Raw genomic sequence first — 24667 nt, forward strand, 5'->3', positions numbered from 1 at the left:
ATTCGATTTCCTGATTGAATTTAAATTATAAAAAGTAATAGCTACAACTAAGCTATTATAATATTAACTAATTAAAAAAATACGTGTAACCTATGTTTGTACTTAAAAGAGATGGGAAAAAAGAGCCTGTGATGTTTGATAAAATCACAGCTAGAGTTCGTAAAATGTGTTACGGATTAAATAAACTGGTAGACCCTGTAAAGGTTGCCATGAGAGTTATTGAAGGTTTATACGATGGAGTTTCCACTTCTGAATTAGATAATCTAGCGGCTGAAATTGCAGCTACAATGACGGTTCAACATCCAGATTACGCTAAGCTTGCAGCTCGTATAGCAGTTTCTAATTTGCATAAAAACACTAAAAAAACATTTTCTGAAGTAATGACGGATTTATATAATTATGTAAATCCTCGCACAGGTAAAAAAGGACCTCTTTTAGCAGATGATACGTATAAAATTATCATGGAAAACGCAGCTAAATTAGATTCAACTATAATTTATAATCGCGATTTTAACTATGATTATTTTGGGTTTAAAACTTTAGAACGTTCTTATTTATTAAAAATAAACGGACAAATTGTAGAGCGTCCTCAGCATATGTTAATGCGTGTTGCTATAGGTATTCATTTAGAAGATATTGATGAAGCAATTGAAACGTATGAATTAATGTCTAAAAAAATATTTACACACGCAACGCCAACATTATTTAATTCAGGAACGCCAAAACCGCAAATGTCTTCTTGTTTTTTATTACAAATTCAAGATGATAGTATTGATGGAATATACGATACTTTAAAGCAAACCGCTAAAATTTCACAATCGGCTGGAGGTATTGGTTTATCTATTCATAATGTTCGTGCAACCGGTTCTTATATTAGAGGTACAAATGGTACTTCAAACGGAATTGTACCAATGTTAAAAGTGTATAATGATACGGCTCGTTATGTAGATCAAGGAGGAGGAAAACGTAAAGGATCTTTTGCTATTTATATGGAGCCTTGGCATGCGGATGTTTTCGACTTTTTAGATTTACGTAAAAACACAGGAAAAGAAGAAATGCGTGCACGTGATTTGTTTTATGCAATGTGGATTCCAGATTTGTTTATGAAACGAGTAGAAGAAGATGGTAATTGGACATTAATGTGTCCAAATGAATGTCCGCATTTATTTGATACTTATGGTGATGAGTTTGAAAAACTATATACAGGATATGAAAAAGTAGGAAAAGGAAGAAAAACTATTAAAGCTCGTGATCTTTGGGAGAAAATTTTAGAAGCTCAAATTGAAACAGGTAATCCGTATATGTTGTATAAAGATGCAGCAAATAGAAAATCTAATCAAAAGAATTTAGGAACTATCCGCTCTTCAAATTTATGTACCGAAATTATGGAATACACTGCAAAAGATGAGGTTGCTGTATGTAACTTAGCATCTATTGCAATTCCAATGTTTGTAGAAGAGGATAAAGACGGTGTTAAATTTTTTAACCATAAAAAACTTTTTAAAGTCACTAAAAAAATCACTAAAAATTTAGATACTGTAATTGATCGTAATTATTATCCTGTTAAAGAGGCTGAAAATTCAAATGTTCGTCATAGGCCAATAGGTTTGGGAATTCAAGGTTTAGCGGATGCTTTTATTATGTTGCGATTACCTTTTACAAGTGATGAGGCTAAAAAATTAAATCAAGAAATTTTTGAAACCATATATTTTGCAGCAGTAACTTCATCTATGGAAATGGCTAAATTAAAAGAACCATATTCAAGTTTTAAGGGTTCACCAATGTCTAAAGGAGAGTTTCAGTTTAATATGTGGGGAGTTTCAGAAGATGATTTAAGTGGAAGATGGAATTGGAAAGCTTTACGTAAAAAAGTAATGACCAATGGCGTAAGAAATTCATTATTAGTTGCGCCAATGCCAACTGCTTCAACTTCTCAAATATTAGGAAATAATGAAGCTTTTGAACCTTATACATCAAATATTTATACCAGAAGAGTTTTAAGTGGCGAATTTATTGTAGTAAATAAGCATTTGTTAGAAGATTTAGTAGAACTAGGTTTATGGAATAATGAAATGAAAGAAGAAATTATGCGTGCAAATGGTTCTATTCAGCATATTGATGTAATTCCTCAGGAATTGAAAGAGTTGTATAAAACAGTTTGGGAAATGAGTATGAAAGATATTATTGATATGTCGAGACAACGAGGTTATTTTGTAGATCAATCTCAATCGTTAAACTTATTTATGCAAGATGCAAACTATTCTAAATTAACTTCTATGCATTTTTACGCTTGGAAATCTGGATTAAAAACAGGAATGTATTATTTGCGTACAAAAAGTGCGGTTAATGCAATTCAGTTTACAGTTTCAAAAAGTAAAAAGGAAGAAGATAAACCCTTAACTCCTGAAGAATTAAAGGAGTTGATTTTAAAATCTAAAGATAATCCAGATGATTGTTTAATGTGTGGTTCATAAATTTGAAGTTAAACTAAATAAAAAGCCCTATTTGAATTTCAAATAGGGCTTTTTTATCTAAATAAGTATTTATTATTTAGTTGTTTTGTGTGCTGTATATTGTTCAATTAAATTCATAGTAGCTTTTATTAAATCCTCAGTTTCTAATAAAATACTGAAATATAGCGTTGTGTTTTTTGGACTAGATTCCGTTGTTCTAGTACGTTCTACTTGCTTTTGAGCTGAAGCAGCAACATCATCTAATAAAACTTGTTTTTCATTCATTAATGATGGTATTTCATTAAAAGTTCTCGAATCGAAAATAACTTTAATTTTAGATAGTAAATCACTTAATTTAGAATCTAAATCTTGTAATTCAGCAATTTGATTTTTCTTTAAACTTTTATGATTATTATGCACATGTTTGTGACTAGCTTTTGAAATAAAAGAAACTGACTGAGCAATATCTTGCAAATCTCCAATAACGTTTATATAAAAAGTACTTGCACTAACAGAAGATTCATCTAAATTTTTAATAAAATAGAAAATGTTATTTTGTAAATCTTCAATTTCAGCTTCTAATTTTGCAACAGAAGTTTTGGATTTCTTTAATAATGTTAAATCTTGATTAATAAGACCTTGAATAGTACTTGTATTAATTTTACTAACTCTTTTTAGTACTTTAGATATATTATCTGCGCTTTCTTCAATAACTCCTTTTAAGGATTTACTCTCTGTTTTGTTTAAGAAATCTTCATCTTTAGCTAATTTAGATCTTTTTAAGAAGGATATAGAATTGCGTAGTAAAATTAAAAATGCAACAAATAATAAAACGGCAATCATAGTTGAACCACCTAAGTTAATTAGATAAGCAATAGTACCAGAAGCAATAAAAGCACTAATTGCAGTAAAAAACCATCCGCCAATAACATTTAACACACCTGAAACTCTATAAACAGCACTTTCGCTACCCCAAGCTCTATCTGTTAATGAACTACCCATAGCAACCATAAAAGTAACGTAAGTAGTTGAAAGAGGTAGTTTGTATGATGTAGCAATAGAAATTAATATACTTGCTATTACTAAGTTTACTGAGGCACGAACTAAATCAAAAGCTGGTAGTTCATGTGTTTTATTTGCAGCTAATTTAATTACTGGTTTTTCAAACTGTTTGTCAATTTTATTTTTAATGATTGTTGGAACAATAGCATTTGTGTACTTTCCTATTAAAATAGTTCCCCTAACAAGTATTCTAGATAAAAAGGTTGGTTGAAACTTTTCGGCAGTATCGCCTTGATGCGCTAAATTAACTGAGGTAGCAACCACATCTTTGGCTTTTTTAGAAAACCATAAAGTTAGCACCATAACTAAACCAGCAATTAATAGTAAAATATTAGGTGTAGCTACTTTGGCGCTTAAAATGCTCATTGAAAATTGATCTGCTGGAACATGAACAGCTGCATTAGACCAAGCTTCGAACGATTGCCAAGCCGCAATTGGAACACCAATAAAATTCACTAAATCATTTCCTGCAAAAGCTAAGGCTAAACCAAATGTACCAACAATAATAATAATTTTATAAATATTAATTTTAAAGAATTTTATAGCCGTATAGGATAAAAGTGACCATAAAAGAAAATTTACAAATATTATAGATATAGAGTGGTTATCTAAAAAGGTATTTAAGGTTGATCCATTTAAAAAATTTAATTTCTCATTAGCAAAATTACTTCCTCTTATTCCTTTTAAAAGGATAAAATAAATAATTGAAGTTAGTGCCATACCACCAAATACAGAACTTACCCAAGTTGGTTTTTTTTCATAATGAAAAGATAATAGTAATCTAGATAAAAATTGTACAACAGCACCAACTGTAAATGCTACAACAACTGAAAATAAAATTCCAAAAATAATTTGAGCAGCTTTAGTAGTGTTTATATATTTAACTATGGAAGAATAATCGCCAGTACTTGAGGCTATTTTTATTAATGAAATTGCTACAGCGGCGCCTAAAAGTTCAAACACAATTGATACCGTGGTTGAAGTAGGCATTCCTAAGGAGTTAAAAAAATCTAGTAATAATATATCGGTAATCATTACGGCCATAAAAATGATCATAATATCACTAAACATGAACATTCCAGGATTAAAAATACCTTTTCTGGCAACCTCCATCATTCCACTTGAAAAAAGCGCTCCAAATACAATACCAACACTTGCTACAAGAACAATAGTTTTGAAGGAAACCACTTTTGATCCTATAGCAGAATTTAAAAAATTAACGGCATCATTACTTACACCAACAATTAAGTCGGTAATAGCCAAAACAGCTAAAGCAACAACCATTAATAAATATATATTATCCATAATTTTAATCTAAAATTTTGTTCAAATGTATTAAGTTGAGTCTAAACCAATATTATTAAATTGTTATTATTTAAAGGCGAGTTTATTGAAATTATCCCATTATTATTATTGTTAAATATCAGCATTAAATATAAAGTGATATTTTTAAGGATATTAATAAACATTGTAAATAATAATCACGAAAATTTAAATTAACATTAAACGATGATTTAAAACCAATAAACAATACTATTTATATTATTGTTTACACAAATTTATAATAAATTTAGTCATAAAACACATAATGCTTTATTGAATATTTTAGACACTAAATCATATTTTAAACTTTATTGATAATCAAGATTATAGAATACTATTTTGTGAAATAATTTTTTAAAATAGCGCTTAATTTTTTGGTGTTTTATTAAAATTTAAAAATTAATAAGCGTATTTCAACCTTTTTATTTTAGAATGAGAAAAAAGATAATTTCTAATATTTAAAACCAATAAGTTAATTTATACAAAAACATAGTATCATTTCTTCTAAAATAAATAACCATATTATGATGAAAATCAGTTTTTTAAAAACTTAATGTAAATTTAATGTTAAGAAATGGTTTATAAAAGGTAAATTACATATATTTGGTTTATAATTGAAAATTAACTAAAAATAAATGAATTATGAAGGCTATAGTAAAATTAGTGATTTTGTTATTTTGTGTAACAGCTTTTTCCCAAGGACAACAACATGTTGAGTATAAAAAAGTAAGTAATAACTTAATAAAGGCAACATATTATTTTGCAGATAACTCTAATGCAATTCAAAGTGAAGGATTTTTTAACGATAAAAATCAATTGCAAGGTATGTGGGTTAGTTACGATACTGAAGGAAATAAAACCATAATAGCTTATTATGATAAAGGTAAAAAAGTAGGTGTTTGGACTTATTTTAAAGACGACAAAATTAATTTTGTTACCTATAAAGATAATAAGTTAATTGGTGTAGAAGAGAAAGCTTTAGTAGTAAACTAAAGTAAATTTTAAATCAAACTTTATTTAACAAAAAAAAATCAGACTATTTATAGTCTGATTTTTTTATATTTAAATATACAGAATATTAAAACTTCACGCTGTAGCCAACTGAAAATGCTTGGCCAATATGCATTTTTGAGAAAATTTGATCGTGAGCTTTATAAGATTGATAATGACTTTCTCTATCATTATTTAAAATATTATCAATTTTAATATTTATGCTCGATTTTTGATCCTCTCCAAAAGCTTTGCTAAATGTAAAATTTAAACTATTAAAAGGCATTGTGTACACATCTGGAATTGCTCCAATACCAACTACTTCTAACGATTTTCCTTGCACATTATAAAACAAACCAGCTTGTACACCTTTATCTTCATTGTGGTAACTTAAACCAGTATTAATAAGGTAAGGAGATTGACCTTGTAAATCTCTTTTATCTGATAATGTTTCACCATCTCTTAAGTTTAACAATTTAGACTCGTATTCTCCATTAGGACTTTTATCCATTTCTTGACGAGATTTTATAAGTGATGCGTTAAAATTAATATTAAAATTCTCTAATTTTTCGCCTAAGAAGCTTAAGTTTTTTCTAATATCAATTTCAGCACCATAAACATTTGCAGAACCAATATTTCTAGGCTGTAAATTATCTGGAGCAGAAGCACTAAAGAAAGCCAATTCAATAGGATCTTTAAAGTTTTTATAAAAAGCAGATAACGCAACTAGTTGAGCTTTATCTCCAAATTTTTCAAATCTAATATCAAAATTGTTAATATAAGAAGGTTGTAAATCTATATTACCATTAAAAGTTAAATTGGTAATAGGATCAAAAATTTGAGTAATAGAAGCTTCTTTAAATGATGGACGAGCAACTGTTCTAGCATACGAAACGCGTAAATTAGTGTCATCATTTAAACTATAGATAAAATTACTTGAAGGGAATAAATCAAACTTATCAATAGTTTTTACATTATTATATATAATAGAACCGCTATTATTTTGACCAGTATAATATTGTTCAAATTTTTCAACTCTAACGCCTATAATAGCTTTTAACTTTTCAAATAGCGTAAATGATTCTGATAAGTAACCAGCAAAATTATTATTATAAGATTCATAAGTGTTTGAAGGCTCATAATTACCTTTAACATAAGTTCCATTACCAGTATTTGCATCATAAATATTTGCATCTGTAAGTAATAAATCTGCATTTCCATTAAAGGCTTCTCCAGCAGAACCTCTTAATAATAAAAAGTAATCATCAATACTAAAATTACGATGTTTGTAAGTATAGCTTGTACCAAATAAAAACTTAGCATCTTTATCAAATAATTGGTGCTTTAAAGTGAAATCTACTTTTGAAACCGCATTAATTTCTTCAAGTGTTCTCCAAATTCTTCTTGGACTTCCAGCAGAACTAGGTCTTATAGAGTAAGTACTTGTTGCCTCATCAAATTGAAAAGGCGTAACACGAGCATCTTTATCTTGAATAAATGAATAAGTTGGCGATAGTTTCCAATCTATAATAAATGATGCATCGTCATTGGAGTGTTTACCAGACAAAAGCGCATTTGAAATAGAACGTTGAGTATATTGCAAATTGTCTTTAAAAATAGTTACTGCATCCGAAAAGTTTTTAACTTGTTTAAAATAACCAGCAGTTGATTCCCCATTTTGTATGTGGATTAAATTCAAACGGTATTTGCTTTTTTCAGTTTTAAAAGTTAATCCAGCTAAACCACTAACTAAGACTTCATTTTTACCTAAATCACCAATTTGATTTTCTGAAAAATCAAGCTCATTTACCGATTTATCTGCAAATTTTCTGTAAAATCCACGTTCGTAATTTTTATAAAAAGTAGTTTTATTTTTATAAGAAACAGATACTAAATATCCTAGCTTGTTACTTTCACCAACGTCATATTGATTTCCAGTTGTGTACGCCATACTAAAATCCATTCCACTAGTCGCTTTTTGAGCTTTTAAGTTAGGATCGAATCTTTTAGTAATAGCTGTTAATGCAGGGTTTTTTGAAAAAGCACCAGGAATTACTTGACTTCTAGAAATAGGTAAATCTCTTGAGCCGTTGTCAAATCCTAAAAAGTCAGTACTTGAACCTTTATATTTTAAATAGTTTTTATTAAAATGCATGTCAGGATTATAACTTCCTCCTATGCTTAAACTAGATGTTTTTTTATTAGGTAAATCTTTAGTGATAATGTTTACCATTCCTCCAGTAAAATCTGCAGGATAATCAGCTGTTGATGATTTTAATATTTGAACGTTATCAATAATATACGTTGGAAAAATATCTAACTGAACAGTATTTCTATCAGGATCTAACCCAGGAATATCAACACCATTTAAAATAGATTTAGTATATCTATCTCCCAATCCTCTTACATAAACATATTTAGAACCTTGAACAGAAACTCCAGGAACATTTTTTACTGCAGAAGCAACATTGCTAACGGATAATTTTTGAAAGGTTTGTGCAGAAATACCATCCATTAAGTTAACAGATTTTTTTTGCACATTTAAAATAGCTGTTTCTGTATTACGCGCTTTTTTTGCGGTAATAACCACAGTGTCAAAGCTAATACCAGCCGGATTTAAAATAACATCTAAATTTGTATTTTCACCTTCTTTTATTATAACCCCAGTTATATCTTTAGTTTCATAACCTAAAAATGAAAAAGAAATAGTATAAGTTCCAGGTGCTAATTTTAATTCATAATTACCTTCAAAATCTGAAGTAATTCCTTTTGTTGTTCCTTTAGCTAGAATATTGGCAAAAGCTAAAGTTTCGTTAGAATCACCATCAATAACTTTTCCGGTTAACTTACCTGTTTGTGACCAACCAAATAAGCTAATGAATAAACCGATTGCTAATAATTTGTACTTTTTTTGCATTTTAAATATTTATAATTTTAATATACAAATTGCTTGCCTTGAAAAAGGCAAGCAATTAATAATGTAATTATTTGAATTTTACTACTAATAAGCGTTATGTGCATATGCATATGTCCAAGTAAATACAGATGTATCAGCTCCAACAGTTTCGCTACCAGCAGTTACTGCTGTAGTCCAGTTAGTTGCATCAGTAGCGATACTTGCAGCAACTTGTGAAGTTGAATGATCTTGGAAAATATCAGTTATAGCAACACCAGTAGGTAAAGCAATTTCCCAGTTTGAAAATGTAATTAAATTATTTACATAATTATCAGCAACATTATCCTGTTTTAATCTAACATACGAAGTTGTTTGAAAATCATAAGCGTAAATATTGTTTAATGTACCTTGAGCATCACTTCTTAAATCGCAATATTTTCCGCCTGGAGCATTTTGATTTCCTCTTAAAGTAATATTGTTTAAAGTAAATTGTGCTTGGTAGCTACCTTCACCTCCATCAATTTCTAAAGCACTATCTGAAGTGTCTCCTAAAATAACCATTGAATTGCTAATAGTTCCAGAATAAGCTTGGTCTATATCTAAACCGTCATCACCTTGACCCCAAACAATAATGTTAGAAGGACTTACAGTTCCACCAAAAAACTCGATTCCATCGTCTAAGTTACCAACAATTTCAATATTTTTAATAGTAGTTCCACTACCAACAGCACCTAAAGTTAAACCGTTAATTTCATTACCAGCTCCTATTTCTGCACCACCGTGACGAATTGAAACGTATTCAAAATCACCTGAATTATCAGTATCATCGTTACCACCATATAATCCAAAAGAATCACTTGCAGGAATTCCTTCTATTTGAAATTCTGAAACGTCACCACTAAATGAACCTTTAGCTTTTCCTAAAATAAGAACTCCACCCCATAAAGAGTTGTCTGCTACAGTTAAATTTGTACCTTCTTTTTGTCCTATTTCAATATTATCATTAATTGATGTAAAAATAATAGGGCTATCAGCTGTTCCAACAGCATTTATTTTTCCTCCTCTTGCAATTATTAATGCAGATGCTAAAGATCCTGAACCTTCTTTACCTTTAATAATAGTCCCTGGTTCAATAGTTAAAGTAACGCCGTCATCAACAACCACTTTACCATTTAAAACCCAGATTTTGTCGTTTGTCCAAGTTGTGTTTGTAGTAACTAAACCTGATACATTTTCTTCAGAAGCACCAGCTGGTGTTGTATCAATTATTGGGCTATCATTATTATTTGAACAAGAAGTTAAAATAGCATTTGCTACAAATAATAGAATAAACAGTTTTTTCATTTTTTTAAAATTTATTGTTAAATTTATTTTCGACAAAAATAGATGGAATGAAACGATGAAATTTTATCTAAAAGTTAAGTGTACCTTTTCTAATATTATCAAATTGTTAAAACAATAAATTAATATTAACAATATGGTAACAGCATGTAAATTATTAATAATCAATGATTTATTTAAATAAAAATTTAATTTGTAAGGCTGTAATAAAAGGAAGAATATAAACTAATGTTGCTTTTCTACACTACTCATAACTATGTCTGAATTCATAGTTAAAGCATTCAAGGTTCCATTACAAACAGTTGTGTTATTAGAGGTTATTACTACATTTAATTTTTTGGATTTATAACCAATAAAATCGAATAAAAGTGTATAATTACCAGGCTCTAATTTAAAAGAGAAATTTCCATTAGTATCTGAAGTAGTTGTTAAATTTAATTCTTTAACAGTAATATTTGCAAATATTAAAGGGTCATTATTAGCGTCAGAAGCTATTACTTTACCTTTAACTTCACCTTTTTTATGAATATCAGAGAAAAAAGAATCTTCTTCTTTAAAAGATTGCCCATAAAAAGAGGCTGATATAAATACAAAAAACACTAATAATTTTAATTTCATTTTAAGTGTAAATTAATTGATGCAAATAAAATGTATTAATGTTAAGTAATAGTTAAATTAAAATTAACATTTAAATATTCTAAAGGGTAATTTCTCAATTTAAAAACTTTAAATAAATAAGTATATTGCAGCAAATAAATTATAGTATGAATTGGGAACAATTACTTTCATTAAAACGTTTTGGAGATAAAGAGAATAGGAACCGTATAGATCAAGATGAAACTCGTTTGGGGTTTGAGGTAGATTACGACAGAATTATTTTTTCGGATTCTTTTAGAAGTTTACAAGATAAAACTCAAGTAGTGCCATTATCTAAAACTGATTTTGTGCATACAAGGTTAACACATAGCCTTGAAGTTAGTGTTGTGGCGCGCTCATTAGGACGAATAGTAGGGGAACAATTGCTTAAAAAATATCCAATTTTAGTAGAAAAAGGATATAAAATGAATGATTTTGGGGCAATTGTAGCTAGTGCAGCATTAGCTCATGATATTGGAAACCCACCTTTTGGACATAGTGGAGAAAAAGCAATAGGAGAATATTTTAAAAATGGGAATGGACAAAAATATAAAAGTGAACTCACCAAAAAACAATGGCAAGATTTAATTGATTTTGAAGGAAATGCTAACGGTTTTAAAATTTTAACAGAAAGTAAAAATGGTGTTAATGGCGGATTACGCTTGTCTTACGCAACTTTGGGAAGTTTTATTAAATATCCTAAAGAATCTCTTCCTAAAAAGCCCACCAATGAAATTGCAGATAAAAAATTTGGAGTTTTTCAATCCGATTTACCTTTTTTTAACGAATTAGCTAAAGAATTAGGTTTAATGGAATCAAGAAATAATGATGAAATTGCATATAAAAGACATCCACTTGCCTATTTAGTAGAAGCTGCTGATGATATTTGTTATACTATAATTGATTTTGAGGATGGTATTAATTTAGGATTAATTGATGAAGATTTTGCTTTAGAGTATTTAATTAAATTAGTAAAAGACACCATTAACACTGAAAAATATTATAATCTACCTAATAAAAAAGATAGATTAAGTTATTTACGAGCTTTAGCAATTGGAACGTTAATAAATGAAGCATCAAAAATATTTCTAGAAAATGAAACAAGTATTTTAAATGGAGACTACCCATTTGCTTTGTTAGATAAATGTAAGTACGAAGCACAAATTAATGATATCATAAAAATCAGTGTAGAAAAAATTTATAGGAGTAGTCAAGTAATTGAAAAAGAAATAGTTGGTTATAGTGTTATCTATAAACTATTAGATGTTTTTTTAACTGCAATTAATAACCAATTTGAAGGTAAAGAGTCTAACTATGATAAATTAATTATATCTTTATCACCATGCCTTACAAGTAAAGATAAATCATTGTATGATAGAATTTTAACTGTATGTAATTTTGTAGCAAGTTTATCGGATGGATTTGCCTTACAATTATATCATAAAGTAAAAAAATAACATTAATAAATACCCAAAACCTATATTATGAAAAAAAATATACTATATTTTTTTTTAGGTTTATTTATAATATTTATTGGATTTAAAATTAGTAGAACAACATTATTTACTTCAAAACAAAAAACAGAGTTGTCAAATAATGTTAGTTTAGCTGAAAAGTATAAACAATACTTATTAAATAGTCCTTTTAAAAAAACGTTGCAATTAACAGAAGAGCAACGTATATCTTTAGGTATTCCTCCTAACAAATATTATGAAAGAGAATGGGAGCTAACTATGAACCCTGCAACAGGAAAGCCAGAGCCAAATAAAGTTTTAGAGTTACAAAATAAACTTCATAATAAATCCTATGCAAGTAAAGTTCCTGGAGATGGTGCAGTTGGAAATGATTGGGTTGAAAGAGGCCCAAATAATGTAGGAGGAAGAACACGAGTAGTTTTATTTGACCCAAATGATGCAACAAATAAAAGAGTTTATGCAGGTGGAGTTAGTGGAGGATTATGGGTAAATCAAGATATTACAAATGCAAGTTCAGCTTGGACTTTAGTTTCTGGTGTTCCAAGTAATATGAATATTTCATGCATAACAGTTGATCCTAATGATTCAAATACTTGGTATATTGGTACAGGTGAACAATATACATTTGGAGCAGCAGTTGGTAATGGAGTTTATAAAACTACCGATGGAGGAGCTAATTGGGTTAATATTCCTGTACAATTAGCAGGAGGAGCTTCATTTAATTATTCTTCCTCAAATACATTTTTAGCAGGAATTTATTATATAAACAACATTGTTGCTTGGGATAATGCAGGTGCTACGGAGATTTTTATAGGTGTAGGAGCGCATGCTTATGGTGATGCTTCAAACCCTTCAGATTGGTTAGGATTACAAAATTCTGGATTGTATAAATCAACTGATGGAGGAACAAATTGGAGTAGAATCGAGTCTACAAATATGCAGTTTACCTTTAGTGGTAACACTTATTATTATATTCCTAATGATTTTGAAATTTCTTCAGACAATAAACTTTGGATGGGAACCATTGAAACGCCAGGGATTGGAGGCGGAGGCGGAGGAAGAATTTTTAGCTCAATTGATGGAATAACTTGGACAGAAGCTCCCAGTTCACCATTAGCTTATTCAAATAGGGTTGAATTAGCGGTTTCTTCTACAAATGCAAATAAAATGTATGCATTAACACAGAATAAGCCAGAATACGATGCATTTAATAATTTAATTTCAAATAGTGACAAACCTCATATTTATGTTACAACAGATAGTTTTTCAACAGTAACTGAATTAGCCAAACCAAGTGATGCAGATAGTGATATTTCAGCAGATGATTTTACTCGTGGACAAGATTTTTACGATTTAGTAATTGAAGTTGATCCAACTAATGATGATATAATTTATGTTGGAGGAATTGATTTATTTAGGAGCACGAGTGGAACTAGTACAAATTTAGCATCTAAATGGAAACAAATTTCTAAATGGTCAAACAATGCAAATTTAAATACTTTAAATTGTTCCTATGTACATGCAGATCAACATGCTTTTACATTTAGACCTGGAGCAAATAATGAAGCAGTAGTTGGTTGTGACGGTGGAGTTTTTTACGCCTCTAGTTTATCTACTGCGGCAACCTCAGATGTTTTTACAGAAATGAACACTAATTACAATGTAACTCAATTTTATTATGGAGGCTACGGGCAAAGCACATCTAATGAATTAATTGTTGCTGGAGCTCAAGATAATGGATCTCAATTTATAAATGGAGCATCGGCTGGAGTAAATTCAAGTGCCTTAGTTAATGGTGGTGATGGTGCATATAGTACTATTGATAAAGATGGTAATTATATGATAGTTTCTTATATATACAGTAATCATGAGTATCTTAGTTTACCGTTAACCTTAGATCCCGACCCAAATAGAACTTATGTAGGTTATAATATTGATTCTAATAGTTTTGAAGGCGATTTTATTTCACAAGCTGGTTTAGATCATAATTTAAATATTATGTATTCTAATGGATCTACAGGAACAAAACAAATTAATAGGTATGTTTTAGGAGGTAGTAGCGCCACTAAAACCCAGTTGAGTAATACTTTATTAGATGGCTCACCAACAGCATTTAAGGTTTCTCCATATACAACAACCAGCACAACTTTATTAGTTGGAACTGATAGTGGAAAGCTACTAAAATTAACCAATGCAAATGGTACGGCAGAAAATATCGTATGGGAAAACATATCAGGAAGTTCATTTGTTGGAAGTATTTCAGCAATTGAATATGGAGCTTCAGAAGATGAAATTATAGTTACTTTTCACAACTATGGAGTTACTAGCGTTTGGTATACTTCAAATGGAGGAGTTACTTGGAAAAATAAGGAAGGAAATCTACCAGATATGCCTGTAAAATGTGTTTTACAAAATCCTTTAGCTCCAAATGAGGTGATTTTAGGGACAGAATTAGGAATTTGGTCTACTAAAAGCTTTAATGAAGATAGTCCTGTTTGGGTAAGTTCAAATAATGGAATGAGGGATGTTAAAGTGGTAGATTTAGATTTAAGAACCGCAGATAATAGTATTTTAGCAACAACTTTTGGTAGAGGTACTTTCACGGGTCAATTTACAAATGCTACAGATCCTACTTTTACAATTACTCCAATAAATAGCGTTGTTAATGAATGTAAACCGGATGATGTTGTGTATAACATTAATTTTACAACTCTTGGAGGTTACAATTCATCAACAGCTTTTTCAATTTCAGGTCTTCCAGCAGGAGCAACTTCATCTTTTAGTGCTAATAATATAAGTACAACTAGTTCAATTACATTAACTATAAGTAATTTAAACGTTGTTACAGCGGGAGATTACACATTAAAAATTACTGGTACAGGAGGAGGTAAAGTAATATCAAAAGACTTAATTTTAAGCGTTGATGAATTAACAATTGCTAATGTAGTTACTTCTTTACCTGCTAATAATGCATCAAATATACCTCTTAGTGGAGTTGTTTTTGGTTGGAACGCAATACCTAGAGTAACATCGTATGATATTGATATTGCTACAGATGCAGGATTTAATACAATTGTTGAATCAGGAAGCAGTTCTACAAATTCTTATACTAGCAAAACTAACTTTAATTTAGCAACAGTGTATTACTGGAGAGTTAGAGGAACAAATTTTTGTGCCACAGGAAGTTATTCTTCAACTCAAAATTTTCATACATTACCATTAAATAATTGTACTGCAACATCTAATAACATAGCAGTAGCTATTCCTGATGGTTTAGGTACAAATAGCCCAGGAGCAGCAGCAACCTCTGTAATAAATTTAACAAATAATATTACTATTAGCGATGTCAATGTAACTGTTGATATTTCGCATACTTATATTCAAGATTTGGTAATATCATTAATTGCTCCAGATAATACAGAAGTTGTTCTATTTGATAGAGCATGTGCAGGGGAAAATAATATTTCAGTTACATTTGATGATACGGGTTCAACTATTACTTGTGGAACTCAACCAGTAGTAGGAACTATACAACCAGTAAATCCATTATCTAAATTAAATGGTAAAAATTCAAATGGTAATTGGACGTTAAAAGTAGTAGATTATTATAATGGAGATACAGGAACGATTAATAGCTGGGACCTAGAGACTTGTGAGGAGCAATCTATAACTAATTCTACCTTAACAAGTAATTTGATGCATGTTGGAGTAAGCAGTACTTATACTATTGCTCAAGCAGATGTTGAGGCAACTAGTGCTGGTTCAACTGCTTTGGATCAGCAATTTATGATTACTGAAATACCTCAATATGGAGATCTTTATAAATTAGATAACAGAGGAATTCCATTTGGACCACTTAATTTAGGAGATACTTTTACCCAAGATGATATTAATAATGGAAAAATATCATTTAAGAATACAAGTAGTGTATCGGTTTCTGACTTTTTTAAAGTAGATGTGACTAATGCCACAAGTGGATTTTTACCATCACAACAAATTACGTTTAGTATAGAAACTAATTTAGCTGTCGATGATGAATTTTTTAATAAAACAGGAATTTCAGTATTTCCAACAGTTTCTGAAGGAAATTTCTTTGTGCAATCTAAATCATATATTGGAAAAACGAAAGTGGAATTATATAATATTAGCGGACAAAGAGTTTATAAAACGAATTTAGATTTTAACTCTTTAGGGTTAAAACAAATTAACGCAAATAATTTATCTTCCGGAGTTTATATTTTAAAAATAAGTTCTGACAATATGCAAGGAAGTAAAAAAATTATAATAAAATAAGATATTATATTTTGAAGAATAGAAAAAAGAGGTATTTTCCCTTTTTTTTGTTTAAAAAAGATAGTTAAAACCTATCCCTAATAATTGTTTTAATTGAATCCTAGCTCCCAAGAGATCTAAGGTACCATCATTATTAACATCTTCTTTTCGTTTAACATCATCATCAAAAAGTAGATGTGTACCAATGTTTGCACTTATATATTTATTTATGGTTAAATCAAAATTAAGTTCCCAGTTTACATCTATATTGCCGTAATTATGTAAATAATCGGAATATAAGTTTAAACGATTTGCCATTTTTATATTTTCCATAACATTCGTATTCCACTCACCAGTTAATAAAGTTCCAAATTCCATTTTTGTATTTTCTCCTTTAGTTAAAAGAACATTAGAATCATTATAAATAGCTGGTTTTACACCAAAAGCACCTTCGTTGGCTAATGTTTGGTCGAGGACAAAAGTAGTTTTATTAGTTATAGGTGAAATATATATTTTTAAGGAACGATTTTTTGAAGAATATTCCGTTCCAATTCCTATAAACATATATGCAGGGGCAAAAAATTTAGAAATAGGTTTATCGGTATCAGGATATTTATATCCGTTAGAAAATTGAGTTCTAAAATTAAATTTAGCAGAATAATACCAGTTAGATTCTACTTGAGTTTTATAACCAAAAGTGGAGTTTAGTTCTATTAAATCATCTGTTTTACGAAGTTCTCTAGAATCTTCTTTATTTAATCCATAGTTTGCTTTAATTTCATTAAACCAAGAAGTATAATTGTTTTTAAAGTTTCTTACAAATTTAGTTTTTAAAATTCCTGACATAGAATTATTTCCACCAGCATTCCAATTTACAAATGAGTTTTGAGTAAAAAGTAATTGTATGTTATTTAACTTTTCCCAATTTGATATTGAGTCTTCATGAACTGATATTGTATCTTTTGCTCTAAAAGCATAATTATTAGAAATAAAGAACAGGAAAAATACTACTATTAATTTTAATTTCATTTTTTGAGGGTATTTAAAAAAAATTAACCACAAAGAAACATAATTATTTTAAAGAAATTAAATGGAATTTAAAAATTTTAAGATATCGTTTTCGGATAACTTAATAGATGTAAATAAATCGGAAGTTTTACCATGTTCTATAAATTTATCTGGTATTCCTAATCGTTTAATTGTGGTTTTGTGGTAATTATTTGTAGAGGCAAATTCTAAAATTGCACTTCCAAACCCTCCAGTTATTACGCCATCTTCAATAGTAATAATAGTCTTAAACTTTTTAAAAATGGTATGTAATAAAACTTCATCTAAAGGTTTTACAAATCGCATATTGTAATGTGCAACTTTGTTTTTTGGTAGTTTTTTTTGAATTTGTATTACTTTATTTCCAATACTTCCAATACTTAAAACGGCAATTTCGTTTCCTTCAGAAATACATTCTCCTTTAAAAAAAGATATTTTATTAAAAGGTTTTTTCCAATCTATTACCGTTGCTTTTCCTCGAGGGTATCTAATTGCAATTGGGAAATTTAATCCTAACTGAGCAGTATATAATATGTTTCGTAATTCAATTTCATTCATTGGAGCGAAAATTACCAAATTGGGAATGCACCGTAAATAAGCAATATCAAAAGCACCATGGTGAGTTGCACCATCTTCTCCAACCAAACCCGCTCTGTCAATACAAAAAATTACAGGTAAGTTTTGTAGGGCAACATCATGAATAACTTGATCATAAGCTCTTTGTAAAAAAGTGGAATAAATAGTACAAAAAGGAATTAGTCCTTGTGTTGCCATTCCAGCAGCTAAAGTTACAGCATGTTGTTCTGCAATTCCTACATCAAAAGCTCTGTCAGGAATTTCATCAAGCATTAATTTTAATGAACTACCAGTTGGCATTGCAGGTGTAATTCCAACTATTTTTTTGTTTTTCTTTGCTAGCTCAACAATAGTTTCTCCAAATACATCTTGATATTTTGGAGGTTGAGGTGTTTGTTCAGGAGTGATTAGTTCTCCAGTATTTTTATTGAATTTTCCAGGAGCATGGTATTTTACCTGATTTTCTTCAGCTTTTTGTAATCCTTTTCCTTTGGTAGTTATAATGTGTAAAAATTTGGGTCCCTGAACGTTTTTTAATCGTTCCAATTCAGTTACTAAACTTTCTAAATTATGCCCGTCAATAGGTCCTGAATAATTAAAATTTAATGCTTCTATTATATTGTTTTTTCTAACTTTTTTACCTGCTTTAACATTGGTAAAATAATTTTTTAATGCCCCCACACTTGGGTCAATTCCCATACTATTATCATTAAGAATAATTAAAATATTGGCATTAGTAACACCAGCATGATTTAAGCCTTCAAAAGCCATTCCGCTAGCTATTGAAGCATCTCCAATAACGGCAATGTGTTGTCTTTTAAAATCTCCGTTTATTTTTGAAGCAATTGCCATTCCTAAAGCAGCAGAAATAGATGTAGAAGAATGACCTGTTCCAAAAGCATCATATTTACTTTCATTACGTTTTGGAAAACCTGAGATTCCGCCTAATTGTCTGTTGGTTTCAAAAATATCTCTTCTTTCAGTTAAAATTTTATGCCCGTAAGCTTGATGACCAACATCCCAAATTAATAAGTCATCAGGAGTATTAAACACATAATGTAGCGCAATGGTTAATTCAACTACTCCTAAACTAGCGCCTAAATGACCTTCTTTTACAGATACAATATCAATAATAAATTTTCGAAGTTCTTTGGCAACGTTTGTTAATTGATTTTTAGGAAATTTCCTTAAATCTTTAGGATTGTTAATATGACTTAATAAATTTGTTTTCACAAAAGCAAAACTACAATATTTTAATGGTGGATGTAATAAAAAATTTTACTTTTGAAAAATGATAGTACCATACAATGATGAATATTTTATGAAGCGAGCGTTGCAAGAAGCAAAAATAGCTCTTAGTAAAAACGAAGTCCCAGTTGGCGCTATTATTGTTATGAATAACCAAATAATTGCAAGAGCTCATAATTTAGTGGAAACCTTAAATGATGTAACAGCTCACGCAGAAATGCAAGCTTTTACAGCTGCTTCAGATTATTTAGGTGGAAAATATTTAGCAAATTGTACGTTATATGTAACTTTAGAACCTTGCCAAATGTGTGCAGGAGCAAGTTATTGGGCGCAACTTGGTAAAATTGTTTACGGAGCGTCAGATTTAACACGAGGATTTAGTGCTACAAGTATAAAATTGCATCCAAAAACTAAAGTAGTTAGTGGAATTTTGCAAGAAGAATGTAGCTTATTGTTGAAACAATTTTTTATTGAAAAGCGAAATTTAAATTAGATATCTTTTCCTTCTTTTTCATGGAACTTTTCAAGTTCCTCTCTAAAGTTTTTAAACTGAAAACTTTTTAAATCTTTGTCCTTATATCTGTGATAAATAAATAAAGGCATTAAAACAAAAGCAATTAATACAACTCCAACCCCAATAATTAATTCTGCATTATTGCCTCCAGTATTTTTTAGATAAAATCCATAACCTAAAATGCTAAGAATTATTATAAAAAGGATAAACAAAAGTTTTTTCATATATAATATTTAGTTAAAGTACAAAACTACAAAAACTAATATATTTGAATTGAATCTAAATTTAATTATGAAAAAATTAATAGTAATTTTAGTGTTAAGTATTGTAAGTTGTACAAATAACATTTCAAAAAAAGCAGTATTAACAAATAAAAAAATAGTTATTGCTCATAGAGGAGCATCTGGATATCTGCCAGAACATACTATGGAAGCTAAAGCAATGGCTTATGCAATGAATCCTGATTATATTGAACAAGATATTGTATTAAGTAAAGACAATATTCCAATAGTAATTCATGATATTCATTTAGAGTCAGTTACAGATGTTGCAACGAAATTTCCTAACAAAAAAAGAGTAGATGGGCGTTATTATGTTATTGATTTTACTTTGGATGAGCTAAAGCAACTAAATGCTTTGGAAAGATTTAATCCAAAAACCAATAAAGCAATCTATCCCAACAGGTTTCCACTACGTAAATCTATTTTTAAATTACATACATTACAACAAGAAATAGAGTTAATTCAAGGCTTAAATAAAAGTACAGGAAAAAACATTGGAATTTATCCTGAAATTAAAGAACCATCCTTTCATTTAAAGGAAGGAAAAGATATTTCTAAAATAGTATTAAAAGTTTTAAAAAATTATGGGTATAAAACCAAAAACGATAATTGTATTTTACAGTGTTTTGATGGTAATGAATTAAAAAGAATTAGAAATAAACTCAATAGTCAATTATTTTTAGTTCAGCTTATGGAATTTAAGAAGGATGAAGCTAAATTAGAAGAAATATCAAAATACGCTGATGGAATAGGACCTTGGTATAAACAAATTATAAAAGGGAAAAATAAAAATGGTAATTGGCAGATTTCTAATTTAGTAACTAAAGCTCATGCGCTTAATTTAAAAGTTCATGCATATACATTTAGAGCAGATGAGCTAGGAGATTTTAAATCTTTTGATGAACTACTTAATACAGTTCTATTCAAAGCAAATATAGATGGTGTTTTTACGGACTTTTCAGATAAAGTAAAAGCTTTTGTAAATAAAAACTAGGATGCTGTAACTTCAATTAATTTTCTTCGATATGCAGTCATTAATCTCGAACGGGAGATATATCCAAAATATTTTCCATTTTTTATAACAGGTAAATTCCAAGCACTTGTAGTTTTAAATTTACTCATTACATCCTCCATACTATCTTCATCCATATTAATTATTGCAGGTTCTCCATGTGCTAAATCTTCCACTTTAACTTTGTTATACAAAACAGTGTTAAACATTATGCTTCTAATATCATCTAACCTAATTACCCCTAAAAAATCACCATCTTCTCCTACAACAGGAAAATGATTTCTGTGAGAATTTTTAATTGCACTATGCACTATTTCTCCTAAAAACATTTTTGGATGAATTGTAATAAAATCAGTTTCAATAACTTTTTTTATGTTTAGCATCATTAGTACATTTTTATCTTTATTATGGGTTATTAATTCTCCTTTTTTAGCCAATTCTTCTGCATAAATATTATGTGGAGTAAATTGTTTAGAAATTAAAAAAGAAATAGAAGCAACAATCATTAAAGGCACAAAAAGTTCATAGCCTCCAGTAATTTCTGCAATTAAAAATATTGCAGTTAAAGGAGCTTGTAAAACACCAGCCATTAATCCGGCCATACCTACCATAGCAAAATTTGTAAGTGAAAGGTGATGCTGTAAAATATTACTGTAATTAATTACCATTGCAAATACAAAACCAGTAATACTTCCAGTAAATAAAGTTGGTGCAAAAACACCTCCAATACCGCCTGCACTAAATGTAAGAGACATTGCAACTACTTTAAAAATAACAAGCCCAACTAAAAGCGCAATAATAGTCCAAATATTTCCAATTTTAATATTAAAAATATTGTTCATTATAACATTTCCTACATTACCTTTTAAAATATTATTTATAGTTTCATATCCTTCACCAAATAAAGGAGGTACAAAAAAGACAATAATTCCAATTAATAATCCGCCAATTAATAATCGTTTATATGGATTTTTAAATCTTTTAAAATAGTCACTTATGTAGAAATACATTTTGCTGAAATAAACAGAAATTCCAGCAGTAAAAACACCTAATAAAACATAGAAAAATACATCATTTAACAGAAATTTTTCTTGTAATTGAAAGTGCAGTAATACATCATCTCCTAAAAAGAAATAAGAAGTTAATATAGCTGTAATAGAGGCTAATAATAATGGTATCATTGAAGCTAAAGTTAGCTCTAAGCTAAAAATTTCAACTGCAAAAACTATTGCTGCAATAGGCGCTTTAAAAATTGAAGACATTGCGCCTGCAGCAGCAGCACCAATTAATAAAGTTCTAGTAGTTTGATTTAAATGAAACATTCTAGCAAAGTTAGAACCCAAAGCTGCACCAGTAGCAACTGTTGGTCCCTCTAATCCAACAGAACCACCAAAACCAACCGTTAAAGGAGCTGTAAAGATAGAAGCCCACATTTGATGGCTAGGCATAATTCCTTTTTGTTTTGAAATAGCATATAAAGTAGAAGGAATTCCGTGCCCAATTTTTTTCTTAACTATATATTTTATAAAAACTATTACAAATAATAATCCAATAATTGGGAAAATAAAATAAAATGCTTGATGAATATCCTTTATAAATTTACCTTCAAGCAAACCTTGGATAAAGTGAGTAAAGTTTTTTAATACTACCGCACCTAAACCAGCCATAAAACCTATAATAGCACTTGCAATAGTAATAAATTGTTTATTGGAAATATGTGCATATCTCCATTTTAAAAACTTGATAAAAAATGATTTTGATTGTACTCTTTTCATTATATAATTAATCTAACGCCACCTAATTCAGCTATTTTATATGGAAATTTATCACTTGGTGATCCAATAAACATAAAGTTGATTGGAATGTTCCATTTTTGTGATAGTTCTTTAATTAATTTTGGGCTAAACTTTCCTTCTATTACTAAAAATTCAATAGCTATTTCGGGATATTCTCTATCTAAAAAGTCAATTTCTTGAGATAAATTTGGAGGAGCAGTTTGCCCTTTTTCTAAAGCAATAACAATTTTAATTTTTTTAGTGTGTTCATTTTTTAAAATGTACAACATTACTTTATTTAGAGTAGATAATTTATCTCCTTTTGTAAAAAACACAAATTCTTGATCGTTTATTTTGTCTATAGTTTGAAGGATTTTTTTATCGGTTTTTAAAACAAAATTTCTGACAGGATCAAAAATAGTATGCATTGCATTTAATAAAAAGTTCAATAAAACAGTTCTGTTCAGCATAATAATAATGAACAAAATTGTTGGGATAAAATAATCTAGAAAAATAATTAAATTACTTGGCAATCCTCCTTTAGGTTTCATTACTAAATTTCCTATTAAAGCAATAGTTACAGCCAATATTGCTATGAGAACAGCAAACCATGAAGCTTTTTCTGGACGAGGTAATTTATTTCGTTTAACTTTTAATAAAATATTTCCAATACCAAATAAAACCATCACCGATAAAAATGAAATGGTATAAACTCCTGCTAATAATTTAACATTTCCGTTGGTAATTAATAACACGGAAACTGAAAGCAAGAAAAACATTATAATAATTCGAAAAGAACTTCCTCTACTATTCTTTTTTAAGAAAAATTGAGGCATAATTCTATCCAAAGTCATACGCTCAAGCAATCCAGAAACTCCAACAAAACTTGTCAAAACTGCTCCACTAAGCACTAAAAATGCATCAACTGAAATTAGGATAGCAACCCATTTTCCACCAACATGAGATGCCATTTCTACCAATAATGTGTTTTGGTAAGCATCACTTTGTAACATAGAAACTGAAAAAATAGTTAGAGCAAAAATTGCCATTAATGGGTTAATAATACTAACTACTGCCCACATATTGCGCAAGGTTTTAGGAAAAACACCTTTTTGTTGTTCTTCTACAAAATTTGCAGAACTTTCAAACCCTGAAACTCCTAACATTGAAGCTGCAAACCCAAAAAATATTGCATTAGTAATTCCGCCTTCTGAAGCTGGTAAATGCCAATTATTAAAGAATGTTTCTATCCCAGAATAGGAGAAATAATAAATAATAAACCCACTTAAAATTGCCAAAGAAGCTAAATGAAATAAAAATATTCCAATTGCCACTTTAGCAGATTCAGTTATTCCTCCAATGGTTAATGCGGCAAAAATACCTAGTAAAACAATTGTTCCAATAATTATAGGTAATGCAGGAATTAAATGATGTAAATAATGAATTGCTTCATTGGCTGAAATTACTGCAGTTGCCATATAAGACAACAAGGTTAAAGCTGCAGCAAAAGAAGCCATTCCTTTGCTAGTTGTATTTAACAAAGCATTATAAGCACCACCATTTAAAGGTAAAGCACCTACAACTTCGCCATATATTTTTCTAAATAAAAATAAAACAAATGAAACTATTAAAAGTGTTATCCAAGCGTATTGGCCGGCAAATGCAATTGCTAAGGCAGACACATATAAAACAGATGAGCTTATATCATTTCCACAAATTGCGGTAGCTGCTAATTCATTCAGTTTTTTATGGACTTTAACCTTCAT

15 protein-coding genes are annotated in these 24667 nt (G+C 29.3%); 6 read left to right on the forward strand and 9 right to left on the reverse strand.

Going from position 1 to position 24667, the window contains the following annotated elements; all coding sequences use genetic code 11:
* Nucleotides 1–92 precede the first annotated feature (92 nt).
* Complete coding sequence (locus tag R3342_RS09270; RefSeq protein WP_318939754.1) at nucleotides 93–2474, forward strand: ribonucleoside-diphosphate reductase subunit alpha; 2382 nt, start codon at nucleotides 93–95, stop codon at nucleotides 2472–2474.
* A gap of 72 nt (nucleotides 2475–2546) precedes the next feature.
* Here R3342_RS09270 and R3342_RS09275 read toward each other — a convergent pair whose 3' ends face one another.
* A complete protein-coding gene (locus R3342_RS09275) occupies nucleotides 2547–4820 on the reverse strand; it encodes an inorganic phosphate transporter (RefSeq protein WP_318939755.1) in 2274 nt (757 codons plus the stop codon).
* A gap of 660 nt (nucleotides 4821–5480) precedes the next feature.
* Here R3342_RS09275 and R3342_RS09280 point away from each other — a divergent pair.
* Nucleotides 5481–5831, forward strand: coding sequence for a hypothetical protein (locus R3342_RS09280; protein WP_318939756.1), 351 nt, complete (start codon nucleotides 5481–5483; stop codon nucleotides 5829–5831).
* An 85-nt stretch (nucleotides 5832–5916) separates the two neighbouring features.
* On the opposite strand, the gene R3342_RS09285 is transcribed toward R3342_RS09280, so the two are convergent.
* The 3 genes from R3342_RS09285 to R3342_RS09295 form a co-directional block, all read right to left on the reverse strand.
* Nucleotides 5917–8745, reverse strand: coding sequence for a TonB-dependent receptor (locus R3342_RS09285; RefSeq protein ID WP_318939757.1), 2829 nt, complete (start codon nucleotides 8743–8745; stop codon nucleotides 5917–5919).
* An 84-nt stretch (nucleotides 8746–8829) separates the two neighbouring features.
* Nucleotides 8830–10068, reverse strand: coding sequence for a hypothetical protein (locus tag R3342_RS09290; protein ID WP_318939758.1), 1239 nt, complete (start codon nucleotides 10066–10068; stop codon nucleotides 8830–8832).
* Between the two features lie 222 nt (nucleotides 10069–10290).
* Nucleotides 10291–10683 (reverse strand): carboxypeptidase-like regulatory domain-containing protein, encoded by a 393-nt coding sequence (locus tag R3342_RS09295; protein WP_318939759.1) that lies wholly within the window; start codon nucleotides 10681–10683, stop codon nucleotides 10291–10293.
* Between the two features lie 146 nt (nucleotides 10684–10829).
* Here R3342_RS09295 and R3342_RS09300 point away from each other — a divergent pair, with 146 nt between their 5' ends.
* Both R3342_RS09300 and R3342_RS09305 read left to right on the forward strand, forming a co-directional pair.
* Nucleotides 10830–12158 carry a deoxyguanosinetriphosphate triphosphohydrolase gene (locus R3342_RS09300; protein ID WP_318939760.1) on the forward strand — a complete coding sequence of 443 codons (1329 nt, stop codon included), beginning with the start codon at nucleotides 10830–10832 and terminating at the stop codon, nucleotides 12156–12158.
* A gap of 27 nt (nucleotides 12159–12185) precedes the next feature.
* Nucleotides 12186–16469 carry a proprotein convertase P-domain-containing protein gene (locus tag R3342_RS09305; protein WP_318939761.1) on the forward strand — a complete coding sequence of 1428 codons (4284 nt, stop codon included), beginning with the start codon at nucleotides 12186–12188 and terminating at the stop codon, nucleotides 16467–16469.
* Between the two features lie 51 nt (nucleotides 16470–16520).
* Here the strand turns inward: R3342_RS09305 and R3342_RS09310 are convergent, their stop codons facing one another.
* Both R3342_RS09310 and dxs read right to left on the reverse strand, forming a co-directional pair.
* Nucleotides 16521–17477 carry a DUF3078 domain-containing protein gene (locus tag R3342_RS09310; RefSeq protein ID WP_318939762.1) on the reverse strand — a complete coding sequence of 319 codons (957 nt, stop codon included), beginning with the start codon at nucleotides 17475–17477 and terminating at the stop codon, nucleotides 16521–16523.
* 57 nt (nucleotides 17478–17534) lie between these two features.
* Nucleotides 17535–19304, reverse strand: coding sequence for a 1-deoxy-D-xylulose-5-phosphate synthase (gene dxs / locus R3342_RS09315; RefSeq protein WP_318939763.1), 1770 nt, complete (start codon nucleotides 19302–19304; stop codon nucleotides 17535–17537).
* Between the two features lie 58 nt (nucleotides 19305–19362).
* On the opposite strand from dxs, the gene R3342_RS09320 reads away from it, so the two are divergent.
* Nucleotides 19363–19812 (forward strand): nucleoside deaminase, encoded by a 450-nt coding sequence (locus R3342_RS09320; RefSeq protein ID WP_318939764.1) that lies wholly within the window; start codon nucleotides 19363–19365, stop codon nucleotides 19810–19812.
* On the opposite strand, the gene R3342_RS09325 is transcribed toward R3342_RS09320, so the two are convergent.
* Nucleotides 19809–20057, reverse strand: a complete 249-nt coding sequence (locus R3342_RS09325) for a hypothetical protein (RefSeq protein WP_318939765.1) — start codon at nucleotides 20055–20057, stop codon at nucleotides 19809–19811. The genes R3342_RS09320 and R3342_RS09325 overlap by 4 nt on opposite strands.
* A 67-nt stretch (nucleotides 20058–20124) precedes the next feature.
* Between R3342_RS09325 and glpQ the strand changes: the two genes are divergently transcribed.
* Nucleotides 20125–21108 carry a glycerophosphodiester phosphodiesterase gene (gene glpQ / locus R3342_RS09330; protein ID WP_318939766.1) on the forward strand — a complete coding sequence of 328 codons (984 nt, stop codon included), beginning with the start codon at nucleotides 20125–20127 and terminating at the stop codon, nucleotides 21106–21108.
* On the opposite strand, the gene R3342_RS09335 is transcribed toward glpQ, so the two are convergent.
* Nucleotides 21105–22901: a chloride channel protein gene (locus tag R3342_RS09335; protein ID WP_318939767.1), complete on the reverse strand. Its 1797-nt coding sequence runs from the start codon at nucleotides 22899–22901 to the stop codon at nucleotides 21105–21107. The two genes, glpQ and R3342_RS09335, sit on opposite strands and share 4 nt — an antisense overlap.
* Nucleotides 22901–24667 (reverse strand): APC family permease, encoded by a 1767-nt coding sequence (locus R3342_RS09340; RefSeq protein ID WP_318939768.1) that lies wholly within the window; start codon nucleotides 24665–24667, stop codon nucleotides 22901–22903. Before R3342_RS09340 ends, R3342_RS09335 begins: the two co-directional genes overlap by 1 nt.

This window comes from Lutibacter sp. (assembly GCF_033723435.1).
GTDB lineage: Bacteria > Bacteroidota > Bacteroidia > Flavobacteriales > Flavobacteriaceae > Lutibacter.

Excerpts from the sequence above, each read along its gene's own strand:
- R3342_RS09295 (WP_318939759.1), bottom strand. The coding sequence starts at position 10,683 with ATGAAATTAAAATTATTAGTGTTTTTTGTATTTATATCAGCCTCTTTT.
- R3342_RS09280 (WP_318939756.1), top strand. The coding sequence starts at position 5,481 with ATGAAGGCTATAGTAAAATTAGTGATTTTGTTATTTTGTGTAACAGCT.
- R3342_RS09340 (WP_318939768.1), bottom strand. The coding sequence starts at position 24,667 with ATGAAGGTTAAAGTCCATAAAAAACTGAATGAATTAGCAGCTACCGCA.
- R3342_RS09290 (WP_318939758.1), bottom strand. The coding sequence starts at position 10,068 with ATGAAAAAACTGTTTATTCTATTATTTGTAGCAAATGCTATTTTAACT.
- R3342_RS09305 (WP_318939761.1), top strand. The coding sequence starts at position 12,186 with ATGAAAAAAAATATACTATATTTTTTTTTAGGTTTATTTATAATATTT.
- R3342_RS09270 (WP_318939754.1), top strand. The coding sequence starts at position 93 with ATGTTTGTACTTAAAAGAGATGGGAAAAAAGAGCCTGTGATGTTTGAT.
- R3342_RS09320 (WP_318939764.1), top strand. The coding sequence starts at position 19,363 with ATGATAGTACCATACAATGATGAATATTTTATGAAGCGAGCGTTGCAA.
- glpQ (WP_318939766.1), top strand. The coding sequence starts at position 20,125 with ATGAAAAAATTAATAGTAATTTTAGTGTTAAGTATTGTAAGTTGTACA.
- R3342_RS09325 (WP_318939765.1), bottom strand. The coding sequence starts at position 20,057 with ATGAAAAAACTTTTGTTTATCCTTTTTATAATAATTCTTAGCATTTTA.
- R3342_RS09335 (WP_318939767.1), bottom strand. The coding sequence starts at position 22,901 with ATGAAAAGAGTACAATCAAAATCATTTTTTATCAAGTTTTTAAAATGG.
- R3342_RS09285 (WP_318939757.1), bottom strand. The coding sequence starts at position 8,745 with ATGCAAAAAAAGTACAAATTATTAGCAATCGGTTTATTCATTAGCTTA.
- R3342_RS09310 (WP_318939762.1), bottom strand. The coding sequence starts at position 17,477 with ATGAAATTAAAATTAATAGTAGTATTTTTCCTGTTCTTTATTTCTAAT.
- R3342_RS09300 (WP_318939760.1), top strand. The coding sequence starts at position 10,830 with ATGAATTGGGAACAATTACTTTCATTAAAACGTTTTGGAGATAAAGAG.
- R3342_RS09275 (WP_318939755.1), bottom strand. The coding sequence starts at position 4,820 with ATGGATAATATATATTTATTAATGGTTGTTGCTTTAGCTGTTTTGGCT.